23 protein-coding genes are annotated in these 19,048 nt (G+C 71.6%); 8 read left to right on the forward strand and 15 right to left on the reverse strand.

Annotation, left to right across the window (positions count from 1 at the left end):
• Window positions 1-4: 4 nt before the first annotated feature.
• Entirely contained in the window at window positions 5-631 is a 627-nt protein-coding gene (locus ACTMTU_RS31320; protein WP_441266797.1) for an RsiG family protein, read from the reverse strand.
• Between the two features lie 168 nt (window positions 632-799).
• Between ACTMTU_RS31320 and dtd the strand changes: the two genes are divergently transcribed.
• Window positions 800-1,237, forward strand: coding sequence for a D-aminoacyl-tRNA deacylase (gene dtd / locus ACTMTU_RS31325; protein WP_441266798.1), 438 nt, complete (start codon window positions 800-802; stop codon window positions 1,235-1,237).
• A gap of 39 nt (window positions 1,238-1,276) precedes the next feature.
• On the opposite strand, the gene ygfZ is transcribed toward dtd, so the two are convergent.
• The 6 genes from ygfZ to ACTMTU_RS31355 form a co-directional block, all read right to left on the reverse strand.
• A complete protein-coding gene (gene ygfZ, locus ACTMTU_RS31330) occupies window positions 1,277-2,248 on the reverse strand; it encodes a CAF17-like 4Fe-4S cluster assembly/insertion protein YgfZ (protein WP_441266799.1) in 972 nt (323 codons plus the stop codon).
• A 9-nt stretch (window positions 2,249-2,257) separates the two neighbouring features.
• A complete protein-coding gene (locus ACTMTU_RS31335) occupies window positions 2,258-2,695 on the reverse strand; it encodes a Fur family transcriptional regulator (RefSeq protein WP_441266800.1) in 438 nt (145 codons plus the stop codon).
• A 90-nt stretch (window positions 2,696-2,785) separates the two neighbouring features.
• Window positions 2,786-3,358 carry an FABP family protein gene (locus ACTMTU_RS31340; protein ID WP_441266801.1) on the reverse strand — a complete coding sequence of 191 codons (573 nt, stop codon included), beginning with the start codon at window positions 3,356-3,358 and terminating at the stop codon, window positions 2,786-2,788.
• 245 nt (window positions 3,359-3,603) lie between these two features.
• Window positions 3,604-4,464, reverse strand: a complete 861-nt coding sequence (locus ACTMTU_RS31345; protein WP_441266802.1) for a hypothetical protein — start codon at window positions 4,462-4,464, stop codon at window positions 3,604-3,606.
• Window positions 4,461-5,264, reverse strand: a complete 804-nt coding sequence (locus ACTMTU_RS31350) for a hypothetical protein (RefSeq protein WP_441266803.1) — start codon at window positions 5,262-5,264, stop codon at window positions 4,461-4,463. The genes ACTMTU_RS31345 and ACTMTU_RS31350 overlap by 4 nt, the downstream gene beginning before the upstream one ends.
• Window positions 5,261-5,923 carry a hypothetical protein gene (locus ACTMTU_RS31355; RefSeq protein ID WP_441266804.1) on the reverse strand — a complete coding sequence of 221 codons (663 nt, stop codon included), beginning with the start codon at window positions 5,921-5,923 and terminating at the stop codon, window positions 5,261-5,263. Before ACTMTU_RS31355 ends, ACTMTU_RS31350 begins: the two co-directional genes overlap by 4 nt.
• Window positions 5,924-6,213: 290 nt before the next feature.
• On the opposite strand from ACTMTU_RS31355, the gene ACTMTU_RS31360 reads away from it, so the two are divergent.
• Window positions 6,214-6,576, forward strand: a complete 363-nt coding sequence (locus ACTMTU_RS31360; RefSeq protein ID WP_441266805.1) for a DsrE family protein — start codon at window positions 6,214-6,216, stop codon at window positions 6,574-6,576.
• A 27-nt stretch (window positions 6,577-6,603) separates the two neighbouring features.
• Here the strand turns inward: ACTMTU_RS31360 and ACTMTU_RS31365 are convergent, their stop codons facing one another.
• From ACTMTU_RS31365 to ACTMTU_RS31400, 8 genes are all read right to left on the reverse strand, one after another.
• Window positions 6,604-6,867 carry a DUF3099 domain-containing protein gene (locus tag ACTMTU_RS31365; RefSeq protein WP_441266806.1) on the reverse strand — a complete coding sequence of 88 codons (264 nt, stop codon included), beginning with the start codon at window positions 6,865-6,867 and terminating at the stop codon, window positions 6,604-6,606.
• Window positions 6,868-6,953: 86 nt separating this feature from the next.
• On the reverse strand, window positions 6,954-7,241 hold the full coding sequence (locus ACTMTU_RS31370; RefSeq protein WP_005315529.1) for a DUF1416 domain-containing protein: 288 nt from the start codon (window positions 7,239-7,241) through the stop codon (window positions 6,954-6,956).
• Window positions 7,242-7,269: 28 nt separating this feature from the next.
• Window positions 7,270-8,109, reverse strand: a complete 840-nt coding sequence (locus tag ACTMTU_RS31375) for a sulfurtransferase (RefSeq protein ID WP_441266807.1) — start codon at window positions 8,107-8,109, stop codon at window positions 7,270-7,272.
• Between the two features lie 148 nt (window positions 8,110-8,257).
• On the reverse strand, window positions 8,258-8,341 hold the full coding sequence (locus ACTMTU_RS31380) for a putative leader peptide (RefSeq protein ID WP_355648638.1): 84 nt from the start codon (window positions 8,339-8,341) through the stop codon (window positions 8,258-8,260).
• Between the two features lie 304 nt (window positions 8,342-8,645).
• The gene (locus ACTMTU_RS31385; RefSeq protein WP_441266808.1) at window positions 8,646-9,338 is read right to left on the reverse strand and encodes an LmeA family phospholipid-binding protein; all 693 of its coding nucleotides are present in this window, start codon (window positions 9,336-9,338) and stop codon (window positions 8,646-8,648) included.
• 130 nt (window positions 9,339-9,468) lie between these two features.
• The gene (locus ACTMTU_RS31390; protein ID WP_441266809.1) at window positions 9,469-10,722 is read right to left on the reverse strand and encodes a hypothetical protein; all 1,254 of its coding nucleotides are present in this window, start codon (window positions 10,720-10,722) and stop codon (window positions 9,469-9,471) included.
• Between the two features lie 10 nt (window positions 10,723-10,732).
• Window positions 10,733-10,987 carry a MoaD/ThiS family protein gene (locus ACTMTU_RS31395; protein ID WP_441266810.1) on the reverse strand — a complete coding sequence of 85 codons (255 nt, stop codon included), beginning with the start codon at window positions 10,985-10,987 and terminating at the stop codon, window positions 10,733-10,735.
• Window positions 10,988-11,032: 45 nt separating this feature from the next.
• Window positions 11,033-11,860: an alpha/beta hydrolase gene (locus tag ACTMTU_RS31400; RefSeq protein ID WP_441266811.1), complete on the reverse strand. Its 828-nt coding sequence runs from the start codon at window positions 11,858-11,860 to the stop codon at window positions 11,033-11,035.
• A gap of 239 nt (window positions 11,861-12,099) precedes the next feature.
• Here ACTMTU_RS31400 and ACTMTU_RS31405 point away from each other — a divergent pair, with 239 nt between their 5' ends.
• The 6 genes from ACTMTU_RS31405 to abc-f all read left to right on the forward strand — a co-directional run bounded on the left by ACTMTU_RS31405 (window position 12,100) and on the right by abc-f (window position 19,033).
• On the forward strand, window positions 12,100-12,879 hold the full coding sequence (locus ACTMTU_RS31405) for a winged helix-turn-helix transcriptional regulator (RefSeq protein WP_441266812.1): 780 nt from the start codon (window positions 12,100-12,102) through the stop codon (window positions 12,877-12,879).
• 23 nt (window positions 12,880-12,902) lie between these two features.
• Window positions 12,903-13,931 carry a LacI family DNA-binding transcriptional regulator gene (locus tag ACTMTU_RS31410; RefSeq protein ID WP_189468519.1) on the forward strand — a complete coding sequence of 343 codons (1,029 nt, stop codon included), beginning with the start codon at window positions 12,903-12,905 and terminating at the stop codon, window positions 13,929-13,931.
• Between the two features lie 193 nt (window positions 13,932-14,124).
• The gene (locus ACTMTU_RS31415; protein ID WP_441266813.1) at window positions 14,125-15,195 is read left to right on the forward strand and encodes a S1C family serine protease; all 1,071 of its coding nucleotides are present in this window, start codon (window positions 14,125-14,127) and stop codon (window positions 15,193-15,195) included.
• Window positions 15,196-15,215: 20 nt separating this feature from the next.
• Window positions 15,216-15,929: a response regulator transcription factor gene (locus ACTMTU_RS31420; protein ID WP_441266814.1), complete on the forward strand. Its 714-nt coding sequence runs from the start codon at window positions 15,216-15,218 to the stop codon at window positions 15,927-15,929.
• The gene (locus ACTMTU_RS31425) at window positions 15,926-17,326 is read left to right on the forward strand and encodes a HAMP domain-containing sensor histidine kinase (protein WP_441266815.1); all 1,401 of its coding nucleotides are present in this window, start codon (window positions 15,926-15,928) and stop codon (window positions 17,324-17,326) included. The genes ACTMTU_RS31420 and ACTMTU_RS31425 overlap by 4 nt, the downstream gene beginning before the upstream one ends.
• 108 nt (window positions 17,327-17,434) lie before the next feature.
• Window positions 17,435-19,033: a ribosomal protection-like ABC-F family protein gene (gene abc-f, locus ACTMTU_RS31430; protein WP_441266816.1), complete on the forward strand. Its 1,599-nt coding sequence runs from the start codon at window positions 17,435-17,437 to the stop codon at window positions 19,031-19,033.
• Window positions 19,034-19,048: the final 15 nt, after the last annotated feature.

Here is a 19,048-nt window from a genome sequence, read left to right on the forward strand (position 1 = left end):
CGCTTCACGTGAGCAGGTCGTCTACTTGTGCTTCGCCTTCACGGTACCTGCGGGCGATCTCGGCGCTGCAATCGTCGGCCGTCCGCTGGAGCAGCCGGCGGCGGTGCGAGACCTGCTGCTCGTAGCCCAGCAGCCGGCCCATCGCCGTGTGCAACTCCTCGTCCGTGCGGGCGTCGAGGTCGGAGAGCTGGACCTCGTCGAGCATCTCGGAGGCGAGCCGCCGGTACTCCTCGCCGCGCGGTGTGGAGAGCGTCACATGGCGGGCGGAGGACCCGCGTGTGGACGGCGGGTCGGCGAGGATCTCCGACAGCCGGTCCACGACCAGTCGGTCCACCACCTGTGCCCCGGGTGCGTCGCCGGCCGTGCCCGGGTCCTTACGGCGGGCCAGCTCGGCCCGGAGGATGTCGATACGGCCCTGGACCAGCCGCCGCACATAGCTGAGGTCGGCCTCGTCGCGCTGCGAGTCCCGGCGCAGGGTGCGCAGCTCGGGCAGGCGCAGCGCGGTGAGGTCGTGCACCGGGTGCGCGGGCAGTTCGGCGCCACTGCGCTGCCGCGGCGGGCGGACCGCGGAAGCGGAGTGCGGCCGGATCGGTACGGGACCGAGCGACTGCCCGGCGCCAGAAGTGCTCATGTGCGTGTGTCCGTCCCCTCGACCGGTGCATGGTCCTTCCCGGGCCCGGAGGGCCGAGGGGTTGCACCGCCTTCGTGCATGGTGCCACTCCGATACGTCCCCTTGCAGGCGCATCGCACCCGTTCGGCCCTGAATGGCGGCCCGGACGGCCCCGATAGGTTGCTCCGTATGCGAGCAGTGGTACAGAGGGTCGACGGCGCGAGCGTCGTGGTGCCCGGCGAGTCGGGACCGGAGACCGTCGGTGAGATCACCGGCGAAGGGCTGTGTGTGCTGGTGGGGGTCACGCACACGGACACCGAGGAGAAGGCGGCGCAACTGGCCAGAAAGCTATGGTCGGTTCGTATGCTCGAGGACGAGAAGTCCTGCTCGGACGTGGGCGCCCCCCTGCTGGTGATCTCGCAGTTCACCCTCTACGGGGACGCCCGCAAGGGTCGCCGCCCCACATGGAACGCGGCGGCCCCGGGCCCGGTGGCCGAGCCGCTCGTCGACGAGGTGGTGGCGCAGCTGCGGGCGCTCGGCGCGCACGTGGAAACGGGCCGGTTCGGAGCGAAGATGCGGGTCTCGCTCACCAACGACGGCCCGTTCACCGTGCTGATCGAGGTCTAGGGCTCTCGTTCGGACCGGCCCTGGCGGCGGTCGTCGGCGCTACGGCTCGACGACCGTCTCCTGCGCGGCCGCCGTGTCGCCGGCCAGCAGCTCGGCGTCCACCGGCACGTTCCGCTTCACCAGCGCGAGCGCGATCGGCCCCAGCTCGTAGTGGCGGGCGGACGTCGTCACGAAGCCGACCTGGCGGCCCTCGGCCCCGTCGGAGGCGAGGCGGACGGGGGTACCGGGCGGGGGCAGGTGCACCTCGCTGCCGTCCAGGTGGAGGAAGACCAGGCGGCGCGGCGGCTTCCCCAGGTTGTGGACACGTGCGACGGTCTCCTGCCCGCGGTAGCAGCCCTTCTGGAGGTGCACGGCGCTGCCGATCCAGCCCAGCTCGTGCGGGATCGTGCGGTGGTCGGTCTCGAACCCGAGACGCGGACGGTGGCTCTCCACCCGCAGCGCCTCGTACGCGAGGATCCCCACGGCCGGTCCTGCCTCCCCGGCGAACGCCTCGAGGCCGGCGCGCGGCAGGAACAGGTCGCGGCCGTGTGCCGTCTCCCGTACGACGACGCCTTCTGGCACCTCGGCGATGGACCCCGCCGGCAGGTGGACGACCGCGAATTCGTCGGTGCGGTCGGCGACTTCGGCCTTGTAGAAGAACTTCATCGACTCCAGGTAGGCGATGAGCGCCTCGCGCGTGCCCGGTTCGACGTGCGCCCAGACCGTCTCGCCGTCGTCGACGAGATACAGGGCGTGCTCGATGTGTCCGTGCGCGGAGAGGATCAGCGCCTCCGTGGCCTGCCCGGGGGACAGCTCGCTCACGTGCTGGGTGAGCAGCAGATGCAGCCAGCTCAGCCGTTCCTCGCCGGTGACGGTGACGACCCCGCGGTGCGACAGGTCGACGAAACCCTTGCCGTCGGCGAGGGAACGCTGCTCACGGAACAGGTCGCCGTAGTGCGCGGCGACCCCTTCGTCGCGCCCTTCGGCGGGGACCGCGCCGGGCAGGGACAACAGTGGGCTGGTCGATGACATGACCCCAGCCTACGACTCGGCTCCCGCGGCCTTCGCCGTGCAGTCCTTGCAGCGCCCGAAGATGGCGAAGTGCTTCATGTCCGTCTCGAAGCCGAACGTCTCACGCAGCTTGGCGGTGAACTCCGCGGCGACCGAGACGTCCGCCTCGATCACCTCCGTACAGTCCCGGCACACCAGATGGAGGTGGTGGTGCCGGTCGGCGAGATGGTAGGTGGGCGCGCCGTGCCCGAGATGGGCGTGCGAGACGAGGCCCAGTTCCTCGAGCAGCTCCAGCGTCCGGTACACCGTGGAGATGTTCACTCCGGACGCGGTCTTGCGCACCTCGCCGAGGATCTCGTCCGGCGTGGCGTGCTCAAGGGAGTCGACGGCCTCGAGGACAAGCTGGCGCTGCGGAGTCAGCCGGTAGCCGCGCTGCCGCAGATCGCTCTTCCAGTCGGTGCTCACCACGCCCCCAGTGTAGGCAGCGCGCACCGTCCGGCGGCCGTCCGGTGCGAAGAGGACGTCCTGCCGGCGGAGTGCCGTGTCCGAGAAAGAGCCCTACTTGAAGAAGGCGATGCCGTCGTCGGGCAGGTCACCGAGGTCCTTCGCCCACGACTCGACCTGCTCGGGGGTGACGACCTTCTTCAGGTGCGCCGACATGTACGGGCGCAGCGACACCTCGGGGGTGGCCTTCTCGCCCACCCACATCAGGTCGCTCTTCACGTAGCCGTACAGCCGCTTGCCGCCGCTGTACGGGCCGGAGGCCGCGGTGCGGGCGACGGCGTCCGTCGCCAGGTCGATCTGCGGCTTCTGGTGGGCGAGCTCGCCGTACCAGATCTCCACGATGCCCTGGTCGCGGACCATGACGACCTCGACCTTGCGCTCCTTGTCGATGCGCCAGTAGCCGGACTCGCTCTCCAGCGGCTTGACCTTGTTGCCCTCGGTGTCGAGGACCCAGGAGTGCGAGACGTACTCGATGAAGTCCCGGCCGTCGTGGCTGAAGGTCACTGACTGTCCGAAGTTGCACTTCTCGGCGCCGGGGAAGTCGGCGACGCCCGCGCCCTCCCACGTGCCCAGCAGGAACGCGAGGGGGACGAGGTCCGGGTTCAGGTCGGACGGGATCTCGATCATGAGCAGCTCTGTCGATCTCTAGGGTGTCGAGTGGTACGGGTCCCGAGGGTACGGGTGACTACCGCTGGCCCTGGTACAGCTTCTTCACGGTCAGACCGGCGAAGGCGAGGACGCCGACGCAGACCAGAACCAGCAGAGCTTCGAAGAAAACGATCACGGGGTGCTCCTCGAATGAGCGTGGAGGCGAAAGCGGGCCGGGCCCCAGCTTAGTGGGCGGGGGCCCCGCCCGTTCTGTGAGGTCCGCGTCAGCCGAGCAGCTGGTTCTGCAGGACGACGGTCTGGTGGAAGGGCACGAGCGGGGCCTCACCCTTACGGGAGACCACGACCAGTGCGACGATGTCGCCGGCTGTCATGTCCGCGTGCCTGACGTGGACGGGCCCGCGGGGCGTGGCCTCGTCGTATACGTAGCGCTCCGTGGAGGCCACCTTGGCGTCGTTGCCGTACCCCTGGTCGTACGAGGCCATCTCCTCGACGTCCACGAGTCGGACCATCGTGTCCGGCGCACCGCCGAGCTGAGCGCGGAAGTAGTTCCCGGCGAGTGCCGAGGTGTGGAAGCGAAGCAGGAAGATCCGCACCGATGTGCCGTCGGGCATCGACCAGCCGCGCGCCGCGATGTGGCGCAGGCCGCCCTCGGTGAGGTGCTCGCGCAGGTCTTCCCTGCCGTCCTCGGCGTACTCCTGCAGATACCGCTCGACCGGCACCCTGCCGCGCTCGCCCCGCAGGGTCGGATCCGCCGTGGCGCCCGTCGGCGCCGGAAGCAGCAGCTGCTCCAGGTCCGCGTAGTGGATCTCGCCCGGGTTCTCCTGGACGAAGGGGAGCGGGGCGCCGGGCGGCAGCACCGGCTTGGTGAGCTTCGGGTAGTCCCAGCGTCCGTCGCCCAGCGTGGACAGGCCTGGCACCTCGGTGCGCTCCTGGGAGGCGATACCGAAGGCCGTGCCGGTTCCGGCCGCGGCGAAGACGAGCACGGCGGCCGTCCAGCGCAGCACAGCCCGTACCTTCCGCCGGTTCCGCGGGGCGGGGGACACGGCGGGCGCCGGGAGCACCGCTTCGGACTCGGGCGCGGACGCGGGCTCGGGTGCCGTCGTAACGGCGGTCTGGTCGGTCACACGGACTCCCCGGGCGAAGCGATGTGGTCGAGCTGGTCGCGGAACATCTCCGCGATGGTCCCCGTGGGCAGCGACTCGGAGCCGTACGCGTAGGTGGTCACCAGGATCTCGCCCACGTGGGCGGTGCAGACCATGGCGTCCAGCTCCAGGTCGTCGTTCTCCGGCAGCAGATGGCACACGGCCTTCGGATGCCCCTTGACCTTCGGGCCCTTCCGGAACACCCCGAGCGCGTCGGCCATCTCCTTCCGGATGTCCGCCATGTCCCGGACCGCCTTGCTGTTCTCCATCTGCGCCAGCCGGGTCTCCACGATGTACGTTCCGTCGATGTCGCGGTAGCTGCGTGCGGCGAGGCCCTTGACGCGGAGCCTCTCGACGGCCTTGTCGTGCCGTTTGCGCTGCGCGCTCGGCAGGCCGCGCGATCCTTGCTTGAGCAGTGCGACGGCGCGCTCGGCGCCGAGCGAACTGTCGTTGCCGTACTCGTCGATGTCCGGACCCGCCACGTACCGGACCGACAGGGGCAGCAGCTGGGCGGCCAGTCCGGTGGGCTCCGCCGCCGGGAAGTCCAGCTCCGGATGCTCGGCGGGCTCCGCCCAGATGACGGTGGGCGCACTGCGGTCGGCGCGCTTCAGGGCCGACCAGCCCCAGGCGCCCGCGCCGGCGAGAAGGGCCAGGCTCACGGCCGTGGCGACGAGTGCCACCGGCGGTCGGCGGCGGGGGCTGCCGGGGGCGGTCCGCTCGGACTCGGGCTGCTGCGGCTCTGCGTGCTCGGTCTGCTCGGTCTGCTCGGTCTGCTCGGTCACAGTCGCTCCAACTGACGCTTGGCGAGCGACTTCAGGTCCTTCTCGTCGACCGGTCCCGAGTTGTTCGCGTACTCGATGATCATCACGACATCACCGCGCCAGGCCACCGCCCGGCCCTGGTACAGAGGTTCGTATCCCGCCTCGCGCAGGGGTTCGTCGAAGACGTACGTACGGGCGTTGCTGCTGCCGGGCACGGGCTCTCCCTCGTTGCCCGCCCAGTCGTCGTCGCTCATGTACGCCTGCTGACCCTCGCCGAACCGCTCGGCGTTGATCTCCGTGATCTCCCGGAACTGCACCAGACTGATGTCGACGTAGACCTTCCCGCCCTGCGACCAGCTGACCGTCGCGGCCCGGCGGAAGTCGTGCTCCGCCAGGTCCTCGAACATGTGGTCCTCGTCCTCGAACCAGGTCGCGAAGGAGAAGAGGTCCTCCAGCTGGGCCTCCTGCTCCTTCTTCGCACCCTTGGGCCGCGGGAGCAGCAGCTGACGGAGATCGCCGTCGGTCTTCACCCAGCGGTTCACGGACACCGACCTCGCGGTGGTGTCGCTGCCCGCCCGGACAGGTTTCGGGGTTCTGATCTCCGGCTGCGAGAGCACCGGCAGCGGTGTGGGCTCGCGGTGGTACTGAACGGTGTAGCCGGTGGCCGCTCCCGTCACCACGCCGAGCACCGCGGCGGCCGCGATCAGCGACGCGGTCCGGCCGCGTCGGCGGACGGGCGGTGCCGGCGGGGCCGGCTCTCCCGCACCCGCCGGCACCGCAACCGGACGCGGCTCAACGGCCGGATCCTGCGCCGGTGGTGTGTCAGGCGCCGGCTCTTGCGGCACCCTGTCGCCCTGCGTATCCAAGAGGCTCCCCCCACGAGGCCTGAGGCACGGATTCCGTATCCGCGCACACAGCTGACCCTCATCGGGTGATCCGGGTTGTACGGCCGCGCATTACAGTTCGGCATATGGCGAACAAGCTCGTGATCAAGGTGACCGCAGGTGCCGACGCACCCGAGCGCTGCTCCCAGGCCTTCACGGTCGCGGCCGTGGCCGCGGCCAGCGGGGTGGAGGTCTCGCTCTGGCTGACCGGGGAGTCCTCCTGGTTCGCGCTGCCGGGGCGGGCGGCCGAGTTCGAGCTGCCGCATGCCGCGCCGCTGCCCGAGCTGATCGGGTCCATCCAGGCGAACGGGAAGATCACGCTGTGCACCCAGTGCGCGGCACGGCGGGACATCACGGAGAAGGACACGCTCGAGGGCGTGCGGATCGCGGGCGCGCAGGTGTTCGTCAGCGAGATCATGCCGGAGGGCGTGCAGGCCCTGGTCTACTGACCGCGCCCCGCTTCCCGCCGGCCCCGCCTACTGGTGCGGCCGGCGCCTGCCGTCGAGCTCGTCCCACCACTCGTCGGACTTCGGGTCGCCCGACGGGTCGTCCCACCAGCGGTCTTCGGGGCCGCGCCGGTTGGCGATCACGGCGGCGACCGGCGGGATGACCATGGCGACGACGCACATGGCCACCGCCGCGGGCACGGACCACAGCCGCACCACGGCCCAGGCGGCGACGAAGAGGAACAGGCAGCCGCCCATCAGCAGGAAGTAGACGTGCCGACGCCTGGCGTACATACCCCCAGCGTACGACCGAAGGGCCGCACCTCGGTCCCGGTAGCGTCCAACCCCCAGGAGGTGCGGCCCTTCGGCCTGTCAATGACTCAGACGGCGATGGCGACCTCGGAGAGGCCACCCGTCTGGGCGACGACCGTACGGTCCGCCGTGCCGCCGGGCACGAGCGCGCGCACGGTCCACGTGCCCTCGGCCGCGTAGAAGCGGAACTGTCCGGTCGCCGAGGTCGGGACCTCGGCGGTGAACTCGCCGGTCGAGTCCAGGAGACGGACGTAGCCCGTCACCGGCTCGCCGTCGCGGGTCACCTGACCCTGGATCGTGGTCTCACCGGGCTTGATCGTCGAGGCGTCGGGGCCGCCGGCCTGCGCTCCACACATGCTGTTCTCCAGAAAAGGTCGGGGCGGATTACTTGTTGGCGCCGAGCTCGATCGGCACGCCGACGAGGGAGCCGTACTCGGTCCACGAGCCGTCGTAGTTCTTGACGTTCTCCTGACCGAGCAGCTCGTGCAGCACGAACCAGGTCAGCGCGGAGCGCTCGCCGATGCGGCAGTACGCGATGGTGTCCTTCGACAGGTCGACCTGCTCGTCCTCGTAGAGGGCCTTGAGCTCCTCGTCGGACTTGAAGGTGCCGTCGTCGTTGGCGTTCTTCGACCAGGGGATGTTGCGGGCGCTGGGCACGTGGCCGGGACGCTGCGACTGCTCCTGCGGGAGGTGCGCCGGGGCGAGCAGCTTGCCGCTGAACTCGTCGGGCGAACGCACGTCGACCAGGTTCTGGTTGCCGATCGCGGCCACGACGTCGTCGCGGAAGGCGCGGATGGAGGTGTCCTGGGCCTTGGCCTTGTACTCGGTCGCCGGACGCGCGGGGACCTCGGCGACCAGGTCGCGGGAGTCGAGCTCCCACTTCTTGCGGCCGCCGTCGAGCAGACGGACGTCGCCGTGGCCGTAGAGCTTGAAGTACCAGAAGGCGTAGGAGGCGAACCAGTTGTTGTTGCCGCCGTAGAGCACGACGGTGGAGTCGTTCGCGATGCCCTTCGCCGACAGGAGCTTCTCGAAGCCCTCCTGGTCGATGAAGTCGCGGCGGACCGGGTCCTGGAGGTCCTTGGTCCAGTCGATCCGGATCGCGTTCCTGATGTGGTTCTTGTCGTAGGCCGAGGTGTCCTCGTCGACCTCGACGATGACGACCTTCGGGTCGTCGAGGTGGGCCTCGACCCAGTCGGCGTCTACAAGGACGTCGCTGCGGCTCATGGTTGTTCTCCTCCGGGGCAGTGTGCGGCGGTGGTGCGCGAGGGGTTGTGCGCGAGAGGTGTGCGGGTACGCGAAAGAGCGTCGATCGGCACGGGGCGGCCCTGACATGGAGGTCGAAGGGCCCGGGGATACGGGGCAGTGCTCCCGCTCAGACAGTGCGACAGAGCATGGCGGCGACGCGGCACAGGTCTACTGCCCGCCGCTTCGTGAGATCCGCCTGTCGCTGCTTCATGGGACCGATCGTAGGGACGAGTCGGTGGCCATGTCACCGGTGTGTCGTATGTTGAGACGCGATCGTCCACTATCTGGTATGCGTGCCGCGCTCCGGGCGGTCGGGGGCGTCCGGGAGGCGAGCAGCGTCCCGCGGGCATCTGCACAGCGGACACAGCCGTCTCACCATTCGATGCGACCCTTGTCCGGCCACGCCCCCGGTCCGGCGCGACCACGCCCGCCGCGCCCCGGCCAGGCGCGGCCGGGTCCGGCGCCCTCCCGGCTCGGCCCACTCGGCTCAGGCCCCTCGGCTCAGGCCTTCCGGCTCAGCCCGCGAGCCGGACGTCCTTGCCGGCGACCGTGATCACGACACCGTCCGGCCCTGCCTCGACCTTCTGGAGCTTCAGCCCCGCCGGCAGCCCGCCCAGCTTCCGGTCGAAGTCCGTCTTCTCGCGGATCTCGCCCTCGAGCCCGGGGATGCCCTCACCCGGGACCTTGTCGGCGCGCACCCTGATCGTGTCCCCGTCGACGATGCTCACCGTGGACACGACGCTGCGCGTGATCTTCCCGAACAGCGGCAGCGTCACCGAGCCGGTGACCTTCACCTTGCCGTTCTCGCCGTACGCGACGGTGACACCGTCGTCGGCGGCCTCCGTGAGGTCCTCGTAGCTGATGCGGGCGGTGCCCTCGGCACGGGCGGCCGTGGCGCTCGAATACCCCTCGGCGACCCGGACGTCGAACAGGTCGGCGGTCATCTCCTCGATCCGCACCGGACGGCCCGCCGCGCTGGTCCGGATCCCGTCGAGCTTGATCTCGACCTCGTCGAACTCGCTGTCCATCGCCTGCGTCAGGAAGGGGAATCCCTTGATGGACACGGCAGTCGAGTCGGCCGTCCCCTCCTGGAGCCTGATCCTCTCCGCCGCCTCCGACTCGGCCATGTTGAGCGCGATCCGGTCCGCGGCGACGAACAGGCCGCCGAGGACGACGGCGATGACGATCAGTATTCGCAGTGCACGCATGTGTTCGGTGTCCCCCACCCCTGTCCGGCCACGGACGCCGGCCCCGCCCGAGCCGGTCGGGACGACGCCTGCGCAGTGATCGACGTCCGGCGGCCGCCGATGGTTCCGAACCTGCCCCCCGTGCGGGCGGCTATGCGAGCGCGCGGCCGATCAGGTAGACGGCGGGGGCGGCCGCGGTCAGCGGAAGCGCCACACCGGCGGTCATGTGGACGAAGCGGGAGGGGTAGTCGTAGCTCGCCACCCGCAGACCGATCAGGGCGCATCCGCCCGCGGCCAGACCGAGCAGCACGCCCCCGGAGCCCATGCCGGTGAGGCCGCCGCCCGCGATGCCGGCGCCCGCCGCCGCCGCGAGCGACAGCACGACGGAGACCACTCCGCCCAGCGGCAGCGCACGGACCGTCGTGGCGACGGCGACCGAGATCGCGCCGACCACCACCGCGTCGCCGTCGGCGGCGAGATGCCCGGCGGCCAGGACGGCGAACGCCGCGGAGGCGACCGTCGCCATGAGGCCGTACATCCTCTCGTCGGCCCCGGCATGACTGCGCAGTTGCAGCACGAGCGTCAGCAGTACCCACACACCGAGGGTGCCGATGATCGCGGCGGGCGCGTTCCCGTCGCCGGAGGCGAGGAGCGCGGCGTCGGCCGCGAGGCCGCCGAGGAACGCGAGTGCGATGCCCTGCCTGGCCGGCCACATGCCGTTCAGGCGGAACCAGCCGGCCGCGGTGACGGCCTGGAGCAGCACCAGCGGCACGAGCAGCGCGTACGGGCCGACGGCCGCGCCGCCGGCGAGCAGCAGCGCGAGCACTGCGGTCAGGCCGGCGGGCTGCATGCCCGGCGCGATGATCGGCGAACGCCCCTCGGCGCGGGCGCGCTGGGCGTCCGTGATCCGGGCATTGCCGCCGACCGTGGGCGAGCTGTATCCGGCCGGGGCCTCGGGCGCCGGCTCCGCCACGGGGGCGGGCGCGCTCGGGTACGCGGCCGAAGCGTGGGCGGGAGCGTGCGGAACGGGCACCTCGGGCGGCAGCGGCAGACCCGCGGCGGCGGGCACCGGCGGCAGGTACGCCGTGTCGGCCGCCCCCGGAGCGGACGCATGCTGCTGCGGCTGCGGCTCGGGCCGGGGCCCGGCCCAGGCACCGTCGGCCCCGGCGGGCGGGTACGCGCCGGGCTGCACGACCGGCTGGTACTGGGTGTCCCAGGTCTCGCCCTGCCAGGTCTGCGTCTCGCCCGGGTCCCGGTACGGCTGCTGCCGGTACGGGTCGTCGTACCCCGCCGGCTGCTGCTGTCGGTAGGCGTCGTCGTACCCCGCCGGCTGCTGCTGCCCGTACGCGTCCCCGTAGGACGGATGCGGCTGCTGCCCGTACGGATACTGCTGGTCGCTGCTCATGCTGTGCGGTTCACCCTCCTGCGAACGGCGGGAGCACCTCGACCGTGCCGCCCTCGGCAAGCCGTACGGTCTCATGACCGCGGGTCCCGACGGGGTCACCGTCGACAAGGAACGAGCAGCGCAGCAGTACGCGCGTCAGCTCCCCGGGGTGCCTGACCCGTACCGCCTCCAGGGCCTCCGCGAGCGTCTCCGCCGCGTAGGGCTCCTCCGCGATGCCGGCCGCCGCCTTGGCCGCGGCCCAGTAGCGGATGGTTCCCGCTGCCATAGCGGCACTCCTTTCGTCTCTGTGCGCACCGCTCACCATGATGGGCTATCGGCCGGTGAGCCATTCCCCCAGGCGGCGCAGCAGCGCCTCGTCCGCCGCGTTCTCCGCGTGCCCCATGCCCGGCTCGAGCCACAGCTCGGCCGCCCCGTCCGCCGCAGCGGCCAGCATCCGGGGGTGGTCGAGCGGGAAGTACGGGTCGCGGTCGCCGTGCACGACGAGCAGCGGCGTCGGCGCGATCAGCGGCACGGACTCGACCGGGGAGAGCGGCACCGGGTCCCAGTCCCGGTGGTGGATACGGGTGCGGAACCCGTACCGCCCGACGATCCGGCCGGCCGGACGCGTGACCACCCAGTGCAGCCGCCGCATCGGCGCCGTGCCGCGGTAGTACCAGCGGGCGGGGGCGCTCACCGAGACGACCGCGTCCGTGCGTGCCTCCGTGCGCCCCTCGTGCATCCGGGCGCCGTACAGCGCCGCGTGCCGCAGCACCACCGAGCCGCCCATGGAGAAGCCGACGGTCACCACCCGGGTGTGCCCGAGCGACCGGGCCCACTCCACGGCGGCGGCAAGATCCAGCACCTCGCGGTCGCCGACGGTGGAACGCCCGCCGGAGCGGCCGTGGCCGCGGAAGGAGAAGGTCACCACCCCCGCGTACCGGGAGAAGGTCCGTGCCGCGCGGCGCACCGCGGGCCGGTCGACCGAGCCGGTGAAACCGTGCGCGACGACGACGGCGGTGCCGGTCGGGCCGCTCGCACAAGGCTCGTAGCGGGCTTCGATCCGGACACCGTCGGATGTCAGAAGAGTGGCGCCCTGAGGGCGCCGAGAGATCCTTGACACGTCCACAGTGTGAAATCGGCCCTCTCGCCCAGAACTCATGTGGGCTATTCTGCTGCGAGAGGATCCGGGCAATGCAGCCCCCGGGTCCTTTTGTGTTTTCCGGCCATTGTTACAGGCTGGTGAACAAAGCCTCACAAAGGCTCTCGGGCGCGAGAGAGCCGCGTACGAAGCAGTGCACGTCCTCGCAGGGACCGAGGAGGAACCGACGTCATGGACGAGCGAACCGACGAGCGACCCCAGCACGCCGAACGCACGACGATCAGGGCAGGTGGGACACGATGAGCTCCCTTCTGCTCCTCACCAATGCCCTCCAGCCGTCGACGGAGGTGCTCCCCGCCCTCGGACTGCTTCTGCACAACGTACGGGTGGCACCGGCGGAAGGGCCGGCCCTCGTCGACACCCCCGGTGCCGACGTGATCCTCGTCGACGGCCGCCGTGACCTGCCGCAGGTGCGGTCGCTGTGCCAGCTGCTGCGGTCCACCGGGCCCGGCTGTCCGCTCGTCCTCGTCGTGACCGAGGGCGGCCTCGCGGCCGTCACCGCCGACTGGGGCATCGACGACGTGCTGCTGGACACGGCCGGACCGGCCGAGGTCGAGGCACGCCTGCGGCTCGCCACCGGCCGGCAGCAGATCACCTCCGACGACTCCCCGATGGAGATCCGCAACGGTGATCTGTCGGTGGACGAGGCGACGTACAGCGCCAAACTGAAGGGCCGGGTCCTCGACCTGACTTTCAAGGAATTCGAACTGCTCAAATACCTCGCACAGCACCCCGGCCGGGTCTTCACCCGGGCGCAGCTGCTCCAGGAGGTCTGGGGCTACGACTACTTCGGCGGTACGCGCACGGTCGACGTCCATGTGCGGCGGCTGCGTGCCAAGCTCGGCCCCGAGCACGAGTCGCTCATCGGCACCGTCCGGAACGTGGGCTACCGGTTCGTCGCCCCGGAGAAGGTCGAACGGGCGGCCGAGGAGGCCAAGGCGAAGGCCGCCAAGGCAGTAGCCCGTACGGAGGACGGCGCCGAGGTGGAGGAACCGGCCGTACGCCCTGCCCAGAGGTAGGTCACCACGCGTAGACTTCGCGCGTGGCCAAGGTGACGCGGGACGATGTGGCACGACTGGCGGGGACTTCGACCGCGGTCGTCAGCTACGTCATCAACAACGGACCCCGGCCGGTCGCCCCGGCCACGCGCGAGCGGGTACTCGCAGCGATCAAGGAGCTGGGGTACCGGCCCGACCGGGTCGCGCAGGCGATGGCGTCCCGGCGGACCGACCTCATAGGCATGATCGTGCCCGACGCCCGGCAGCCTTTCTTCGCCGAGATGGCACACGCGGTCGAACAGGCCGCCGCCGAACGCGGGAAAATGGTGCTCGTCGGCAACTCCGACTACCGCGACGAGCGTGAGGTCCACTATCTGCGGGCCTTCCTCGGCATGCGCGTCTCCGGTCTGATCCTGGTCAGCCAGGGCATGAGCGAGCGCGCGGCCGCCGAGATCGAGGCGTGGGACGCACGGGTCGTCCTGCTCCACGAGCGGCCGGAGGCGATCGACGACGTCGCCGTCGTCACGGACGACATCGGCGGCGCACAGCTCGCGACCCGGCACCTGCTCGAGCACGGGCACGAGTACGTCGCCTGTCTCGGCGGCGTCGAGTCGACCCCGTCGGTCGGCGACCCTGTCGCCGACCACGTCGAGGGCTGGCGCCGGGCCATGCAGGAGTCCGGGCGCACGACGGAGGGGCGGCTCTTCCAGGCCCCGTACAACCGTTACGACGCCTACCAGGTCGCGCTGAAGCTGCTTGCCGGGCCGGACCGCCCGCCGGCGATCTTCTGCTCGACCGACGACCAGGCCTTCGGCGTCCTGCGGGCCGCCCGTGAGCTGCGGATCGACGTGCCCGCCGAGCTCGCGGTGGCCGGCTTCGACGACGTCAAGGAGGCGGCCCTGACGGACCCGCCCCTCACGACGATCTCCTCCGACCGTCCGGCGATGGCCCGCGCGGCGATCGACCTGGTCCTCGACGACGGCCTGAGGCTGGCGGGTTCGCGGCGCGAACGGGTCAAGCAGTTCCCGTCGGGCCTGGTGATCCGCCGCTCCTGCGGGTGCGGCGAGCCGTAGCGGCCGAACGGCACCGGACCGGGGACGCTCCCCCGGTCCGGGTGCCGCTTCATCAGGCGCCGTTCCGGTCGCCGTCGACCAACTCGGCCGCCCGCCGCTCGGCCGGCGGCCTTATATGGGGCATACACGGTTCTGTCGGGCTTCTCAGCGCTGTCTCAGACGGCTCTCATCCGGGCCGACGACAGTCGATGCCATGAGCGACCACTACCGCCGAAGCGGCGACGATGCCCACCACCAGCAGCCGTACGGTGCTCCCCTCGCGCAGGGGGCGGGCGGCGGATACCCGCCGGTCCCGCCCTACCACCCCGGCGACGCCACGGCCGGGCACACCCCGGGACCGCACACACCCGCTCCCGCACAGGCGGCCGCTTACGCGCCCGTGCCGGCGCCGCGGGCCCGGGCGAAGCGTCCCGTCGCGCTGCTCGTCGCCGTGGCCGTCGTCGCGGCGGCCTTCGGCGGCGGGGCCTCCGTCCTCGTCGGGGAGCTCACCGGGGGCACCGGAAGCGTCGGCTCCGGCGCGGTGACCGGCACGAATGTCTCGCAGAGCAGCAAGGGCACGGTCGCCGGCGTCGCGCAGGCGGTCTCCCCGAGCATCGTGGAGATCAGCGCGAACTCGAACACCGGGCAGTCCACCGGCTCCGGCGTGATCATCACCGAGGACGGCGAGATCGTCACCAACAACCACGTCATCTCCGGCGCTTCGACGATCAAGGTGCAGCTCAGCAACGGCAAGACGTACGAGGCGGACGTCCTCGGCACCGATCCCGGCAAGGACCTCGCCCTCATCAAGCTCCAGGACGCGTCCGGTCTGAAGGCCGCCTCGCTCGGCGACTCGAGCAAGGTCAAGGTCGGCGACGAGGTCGTGGCGATCGGCTCACCGGAGGGCCTGACCGGCACGGTGACGAGCGGCATCGTCTCCGCGCTCGACAGGGACGTGACCGTGGCCAAGGACGAGGAGCAGCCGCAGCAGCAGGACCCGCGGCAGGGCTGGCCCTTCGAGTTCGGCGGGCGGCAGTTCAACGGCGACACCGGCGACTCGACGACCACCTACAAGGCGATCCAGACCGACGCCTCCCTCAACCCCGGCAACTCCGGCGGCGCGCTGATCAACATGAACGGCGAGATCATCGGCATCAACTCGGCCATGTACTCACCCAGTTCCGCGACCGGGTCCACCGCGGGCAGCGTCGGACTCGGCTTCGCGATCCCGATCGACACCGTCAAGGCCGACCTGGACGCCCTCCGCTCCGGCGACGGCAACTGATCGCGTGCGAGGCTTGGTCCATGACTGAAGGTGAGCGCATCCTGATCGTCGACGACGAGCCCGCAGTGCGTGAGGCGCTCCAGCGCTCGCTCGCGTTCGAGGGGTACGTCACCGAGGTCGCCGCCGACGGCATCGACGCCCTCGCCCGCGCGGAGGCGTACGCACCCGACCTGATCGTCCTCGACATCCAGATGCCCCGGATGGACGGTCTGACCGCGGCCCGCCGGCTGCGGGCCGCGGGATCGACCGTGCCCATCCTGATGCTCACGGCCCGCGACACCGTCGGCGACCGGGTCACCGGCCTCGACGCCGGCGCGGACGACTACCTGGTCAAGCCGTTCGAGCTGGACGAGCTGTTCGCCCGTATCCGCGCGCTGCTGCGGCGCAGTTCGTACGCCACGGCCGGACCGGGAGGCGCGGAGGAGGACGTGCTGTCCTTCGCCGACCTGCGGATGGACCTCGCGACCCGGGAGGTCACCCGCGGCACCCGCCGGGTCGAGCTGACCCGGACCGAGTTCACGCTGCTGGAGCTGTTCCTGGCGCATCCGCGCCAGGTGCTCACCCGTGAGCAGATCCTCAAGTCCGTGTGGGGCTTCGACTTCGAGCCGAGCTCCAACTCCCTGGACGTGTACGTCATGTACCTGCGGCGCAAGACGGAGGCGGCCGGCGAGCCGCGCCTGGTCCACACGGTGCGCGGCGTGGGGTACGCGCTGCGGACCGGCGGCCCGGAATGACGAACAGGTTCCGCGCGCTTCCCCTGCGCTCCCGTCTGGCGCTGCTGGTGGCGACGGCGGTGGCGGTGGCCGTCGCCGCCGCGGCCAGCGTGTGCTGGCTGGTGGTGCGCAGCGCACTGGTCGACTCGCTCGACAACGCGCTCAGCACCAACCGGATGGCGCCGCGCCAGGTGCTCGCCTTCGTCGACCCCGCCGGTCAGTGCCGCAAGGCGGCCCCCGCCCGTCCCGACACCGACCTCTTCAAATCGACGATCCAGCTGCTGGACCGCGAGGGGAACAGCTGTGTGGTCCTCGGTGACGAGTCGGTCGACGTGACGGACGCCGACATCGACGTCGCCGGCGGCCGGTCCGACTCCTCGTTCCACAACGCCACGGCGTCCGACGGCTCCGAGTACCGCGTCTTCACCTATCCCATCGAGGGCTACGCGGGCGCGGTGATCGTCGCCCGTCCCCTCAGCGAGGTCGACGACACGCTCGGCAATCTGACGCTGGTGCTGGCACTGGTCGCCGGCGCCGGTGTGCTGGGCGCCGGCGCGGCCGGCGCCTGGGTTGCCAGGACCGGGCTGCGGCCGGTGGACGAACTGACGGGCGCGGTCGAGCACGTGGCCCGCACCGAGGACCTGAGCGTCCGCATCCCGGTCGAGGGGGACGACGAGATCGCCCGGCTGTCCAGGTCGTTCAACGCGATGACCGCGGCGCTGGCGTCCTCCCGCGACCTCCAGCAGCAGCTGATCGCGGACGCCGGCCACGAGCTGCGCACCCCGCTGACGTCCCTGCGCACCAACATCGAGCTGCTCGCCAGGAGCGAGGAGACCGGCCGTGCCATCCCGCCCGACGACCGCAGGGCGCTGCTCGCCTCGGTCAAGGCGCAGATGACCGAACTGGCGGCGCTCATCGGCGACCTCCAGGAGCTGTCCCGGCCCGACGTGGGCGCGAGCGGCAAGGTGCAGGTGGTGGCCCTGCACGAGATCACGCAGGCGGCCCTCGACCGCGCGCGGCTGCGCGGCCCGGAGCTGACGTTCACGGCCCGGCTGGAGCCCTGGTACGTACGGGCGGACCAGGCCGCGCTGGAGCGGGCGCTGGTCAACGTGCTGGACAACGCCGTGAAGTTCTCGCCCCCGGAGGCCGAGGTCGAGGTGGGCCTGAGCGGCGGTGAGCTGACGGTCCGCGACCACGGGCCGGGCATCCCGCCGGAGGAACTGCCGCACGTCTTCGAAAGGTTCTGGCGCTCCCCCTCGGCGCGGGCGCTGCCCGGTTCGGGGCTGGGCCTGTCGATCGTGGCGCGTACGGTCCGGCAGGCGGGGGGCGACATCGCCCTGGGACCGGCCGCCGGCGGCGGCACCCGCGCGGTGATCCGTCTGCCGGGGGCGGCGGGTCCACCTCCGCCCACCCCCTGAACATCTCGCGAGACGGAACGTCTTGCCAGAGAAGGGCGCACGCACTACTCTCTCATCGAGACGAACCGTCTCGTCTCACGCTCTTGTCGTCCATCGAAGGAAGCGCCCTTGTTCCCAGCCACCGCCACCGCCGCCCAGTTCGTCGTCACCGACGTCACCAAGCGCTACGACGACCATGTCGTCCTCGACCGCGTCTCCTTCACCCTGCGCCCCGGCGAGAAGGCCGGTGTCGTCGGCGAGAACGGCTCAGGGAAGTCGACACTGCTGCGGCTGCTCGCCGGAGCGGAGCAGCCCGACAACGGCACCGTGGCCGTCACCGCACCCGGCGGCATCGGACACCTCGCCCAGACCCTCGACCTGCCGGACACCTGCCTCGTCGCCGACGCGATCGACTTGGCCCTCGCCGACCTCCGGTCCCTCCAGCGGCGGATCCGCGTCACGGAATCCGGGCTGGCGACCACCGGCGAGGCCGGCCACGAGCGGTACGCACGGCTGGTCGCCGAGTTCGAGGCGCGCGGCGGGCACGACGCCGACCGCCGGGTCCAGGTCGCCCTGCACCGGCTCGGCGAACGGGCGGCCCTGGCCCTGGACCGGCCGCTCGGCACGCTCTCCGGCGGTCAGCGCTCGCGGCTCGCACTCGCCGCGACCCTCGCCTCCTCCCCCGAGCTGCTGCTGCTCGACGAGCCGACCAACGACCTCGACGACACGGCCGTCGTATGGCTCGAGGAGCGGCTGCGCGCCCACCGCGGCACGGTCGTCGTCGTCACCCACGACCGCACGTTCCTCGACCGGGTGACCGCCACGGTGCTCGAGGTGGACGACGACCGGAAGACCGTGCACCGCTACGGCGACGGTTACGCCGGCTACCTCACCGCCAAGGCCGCGGCCCGGGCGCGCTGGGCACGGGAGTACGAGGAGTGGCGCGACGAGGTTGCCCGGCGGTCGAGGCTGGCCGACACCAACATCGGGGCGCTGGCCGCCATTCCGCGCAAGATGCCGCGCGGCTTCAGCGGCGCCGGCGCCTTCCGCGCCCGCTCGCGGACGCACGGCGCGGCGAGCCGCGTCCGGGACGCCCGGGAACGGCTGCAGCGCCTGACGGAGAACCCGGTGCCGCCGCCTCCGCGGCCGCTGCGGTTCTCGGCCCGCATCGAGGGCGCGGCGGCCCGCGGTGTCGACCTGGCGGACGTGCGCGTGCCGGGGCGGCTCTCCCTGGACGCACTGCACATCGAACCGGGCGGACGGCTGCTGGTCACCGGTCCGAACGGGGCCGGGAAGTCCACGCTCCTGAAGGTCCTGGCCGGGGAACTGGTCCCGGCGACGGGCACGGTCGAGCGCCCCGAGCAGGTGGGCCTGCTGCGCCAGACCACCGCGCCCGTGCCGGACGGCCGCACCGTCCTGGAGGCGTACGGCGAGGAGCGGGCGGAAGCCCTGCTCGCGACAGGGCTGTTCCGGTCCGCCGACCTGTCCAAGCCGGTCCGCACCCTCTCGGTGGGCCAGCGGCGCAGGCTCGAACTGGCCCGGTTGCTCGCCGGCCCCGTCGATCTGCTGCTCCTCGACGAGCCCACAAACCACCTCTCCCCCGTGCTCGTGGAGGAGATCGAGGCGGCACTGGCGCAGTACGCGGGGACGCTGGTGCTGGTCACCCACGACCGGCGGGCGCGGGCGGCGTTCGACGGGCCGGAGCTGGCGCTCACCCCCTGCCGATGACCCGCGGGGCCTCGC

This window comes from Streptomyces sp. OZ13, from assembly GCF_052068155.1.
Classification (GTDB): Bacteria; Actinomycetota; Actinomycetes; order Streptomycetales; family Streptomycetaceae; genus Streptomyces.

Coding starts and splice junctions, on each gene's coding strand:
- ACTMTU_RS31360 (WP_441266805.1), top strand. CDS start 6,214: ATGGCGAACAAGCTCGTGATCAAGGTGACCGCAGGTGCCGACGCACCC.
- ygfZ (WP_441266799.1), bottom strand. CDS start 2,248: ATGTCATCGACCAGCCCACTGTTGTCCCTGCCCGGCGCGGTCCCCGCC.
- ACTMTU_RS31380 (WP_355648638.1), bottom strand. CDS start 8,341: ATGAAGCAGCGACAGGCGGATCTCACGAAGCGGCGGGCAGTAGACCTG.
- ACTMTU_RS31395 (WP_441266810.1), bottom strand. CDS start 10,987: ATGGCAGCGGGAACCATCCGCTACTGGGCCGCGGCCAAGGCGGCGGCC.
- ACTMTU_RS31420 (WP_441266814.1), top strand. CDS start 15,216: ATGACTGAAGGTGAGCGCATCCTGATCGTCGACGACGAGCCCGCAGTG.
- ACTMTU_RS31385 (WP_441266808.1), bottom strand. CDS start 9,338: ATGCGTGCACTGCGAATACTGATCGTCATCGCCGTCGTCCTCGGCGGC.
- ACTMTU_RS31415 (WP_441266813.1), top strand. CDS start 14,125: ATGAGCGACCACTACCGCCGAAGCGGCGACGATGCCCACCACCAGCAG.
- ACTMTU_RS31425 (WP_441266815.1), top strand. CDS start 15,926: ATGACGAACAGGTTCCGCGCGCTTCCCCTGCGCTCCCGTCTGGCGCTG.
- ACTMTU_RS31320 (WP_441266797.1), bottom strand. CDS start 631: ATGAGCACTTCTGGCGCCGGGCAGTCGCTCGGTCCCGTACCGATCCGG.
- ACTMTU_RS31390 (WP_441266809.1), bottom strand. CDS start 10,722: ATGAGCAGCGACCAGCAGTATCCGTACGGGCAGCAGCCGCATCCGTCC.
- ACTMTU_RS31405 (WP_441266812.1), top strand. CDS start 12,100: ATGAGCTCCCTTCTGCTCCTCACCAATGCCCTCCAGCCGTCGACGGAG.
- ACTMTU_RS31400 (WP_441266811.1), bottom strand. CDS start 11,860: ATGAGTTCTGGGCGAGAGGGCCGATTTCACACTGTGGACGTGTCAAGG.
- ACTMTU_RS31375 (WP_441266807.1), bottom strand. CDS start 8,109: ATGAGCCGCAGCGACGTCCTTGTAGACGCCGACTGGGTCGAGGCCCAC.
- ACTMTU_RS31365 (WP_441266806.1), bottom strand. CDS start 6,867: ATGTACGCCAGGCGTCGGCACGTCTACTTCCTGCTGATGGGCGGCTGC.
- dtd (WP_441266798.1), top strand. CDS start 800: ATGCGAGCAGTGGTACAGAGGGTCGACGGCGCGAGCGTCGTGGTGCCC.
- ACTMTU_RS31370 (WP_005315529.1), bottom strand. CDS start 7,241: ATGTGTGGAGCGCAGGCCGGCGGCCCCGACGCCTCGACGATCAAGCCC.
- ACTMTU_RS31340 (WP_441266801.1), bottom strand. CDS start 3,358: ATGATCGAGATCCCGTCCGACCTGAACCCGGACCTCGTCCCCCTCGCG.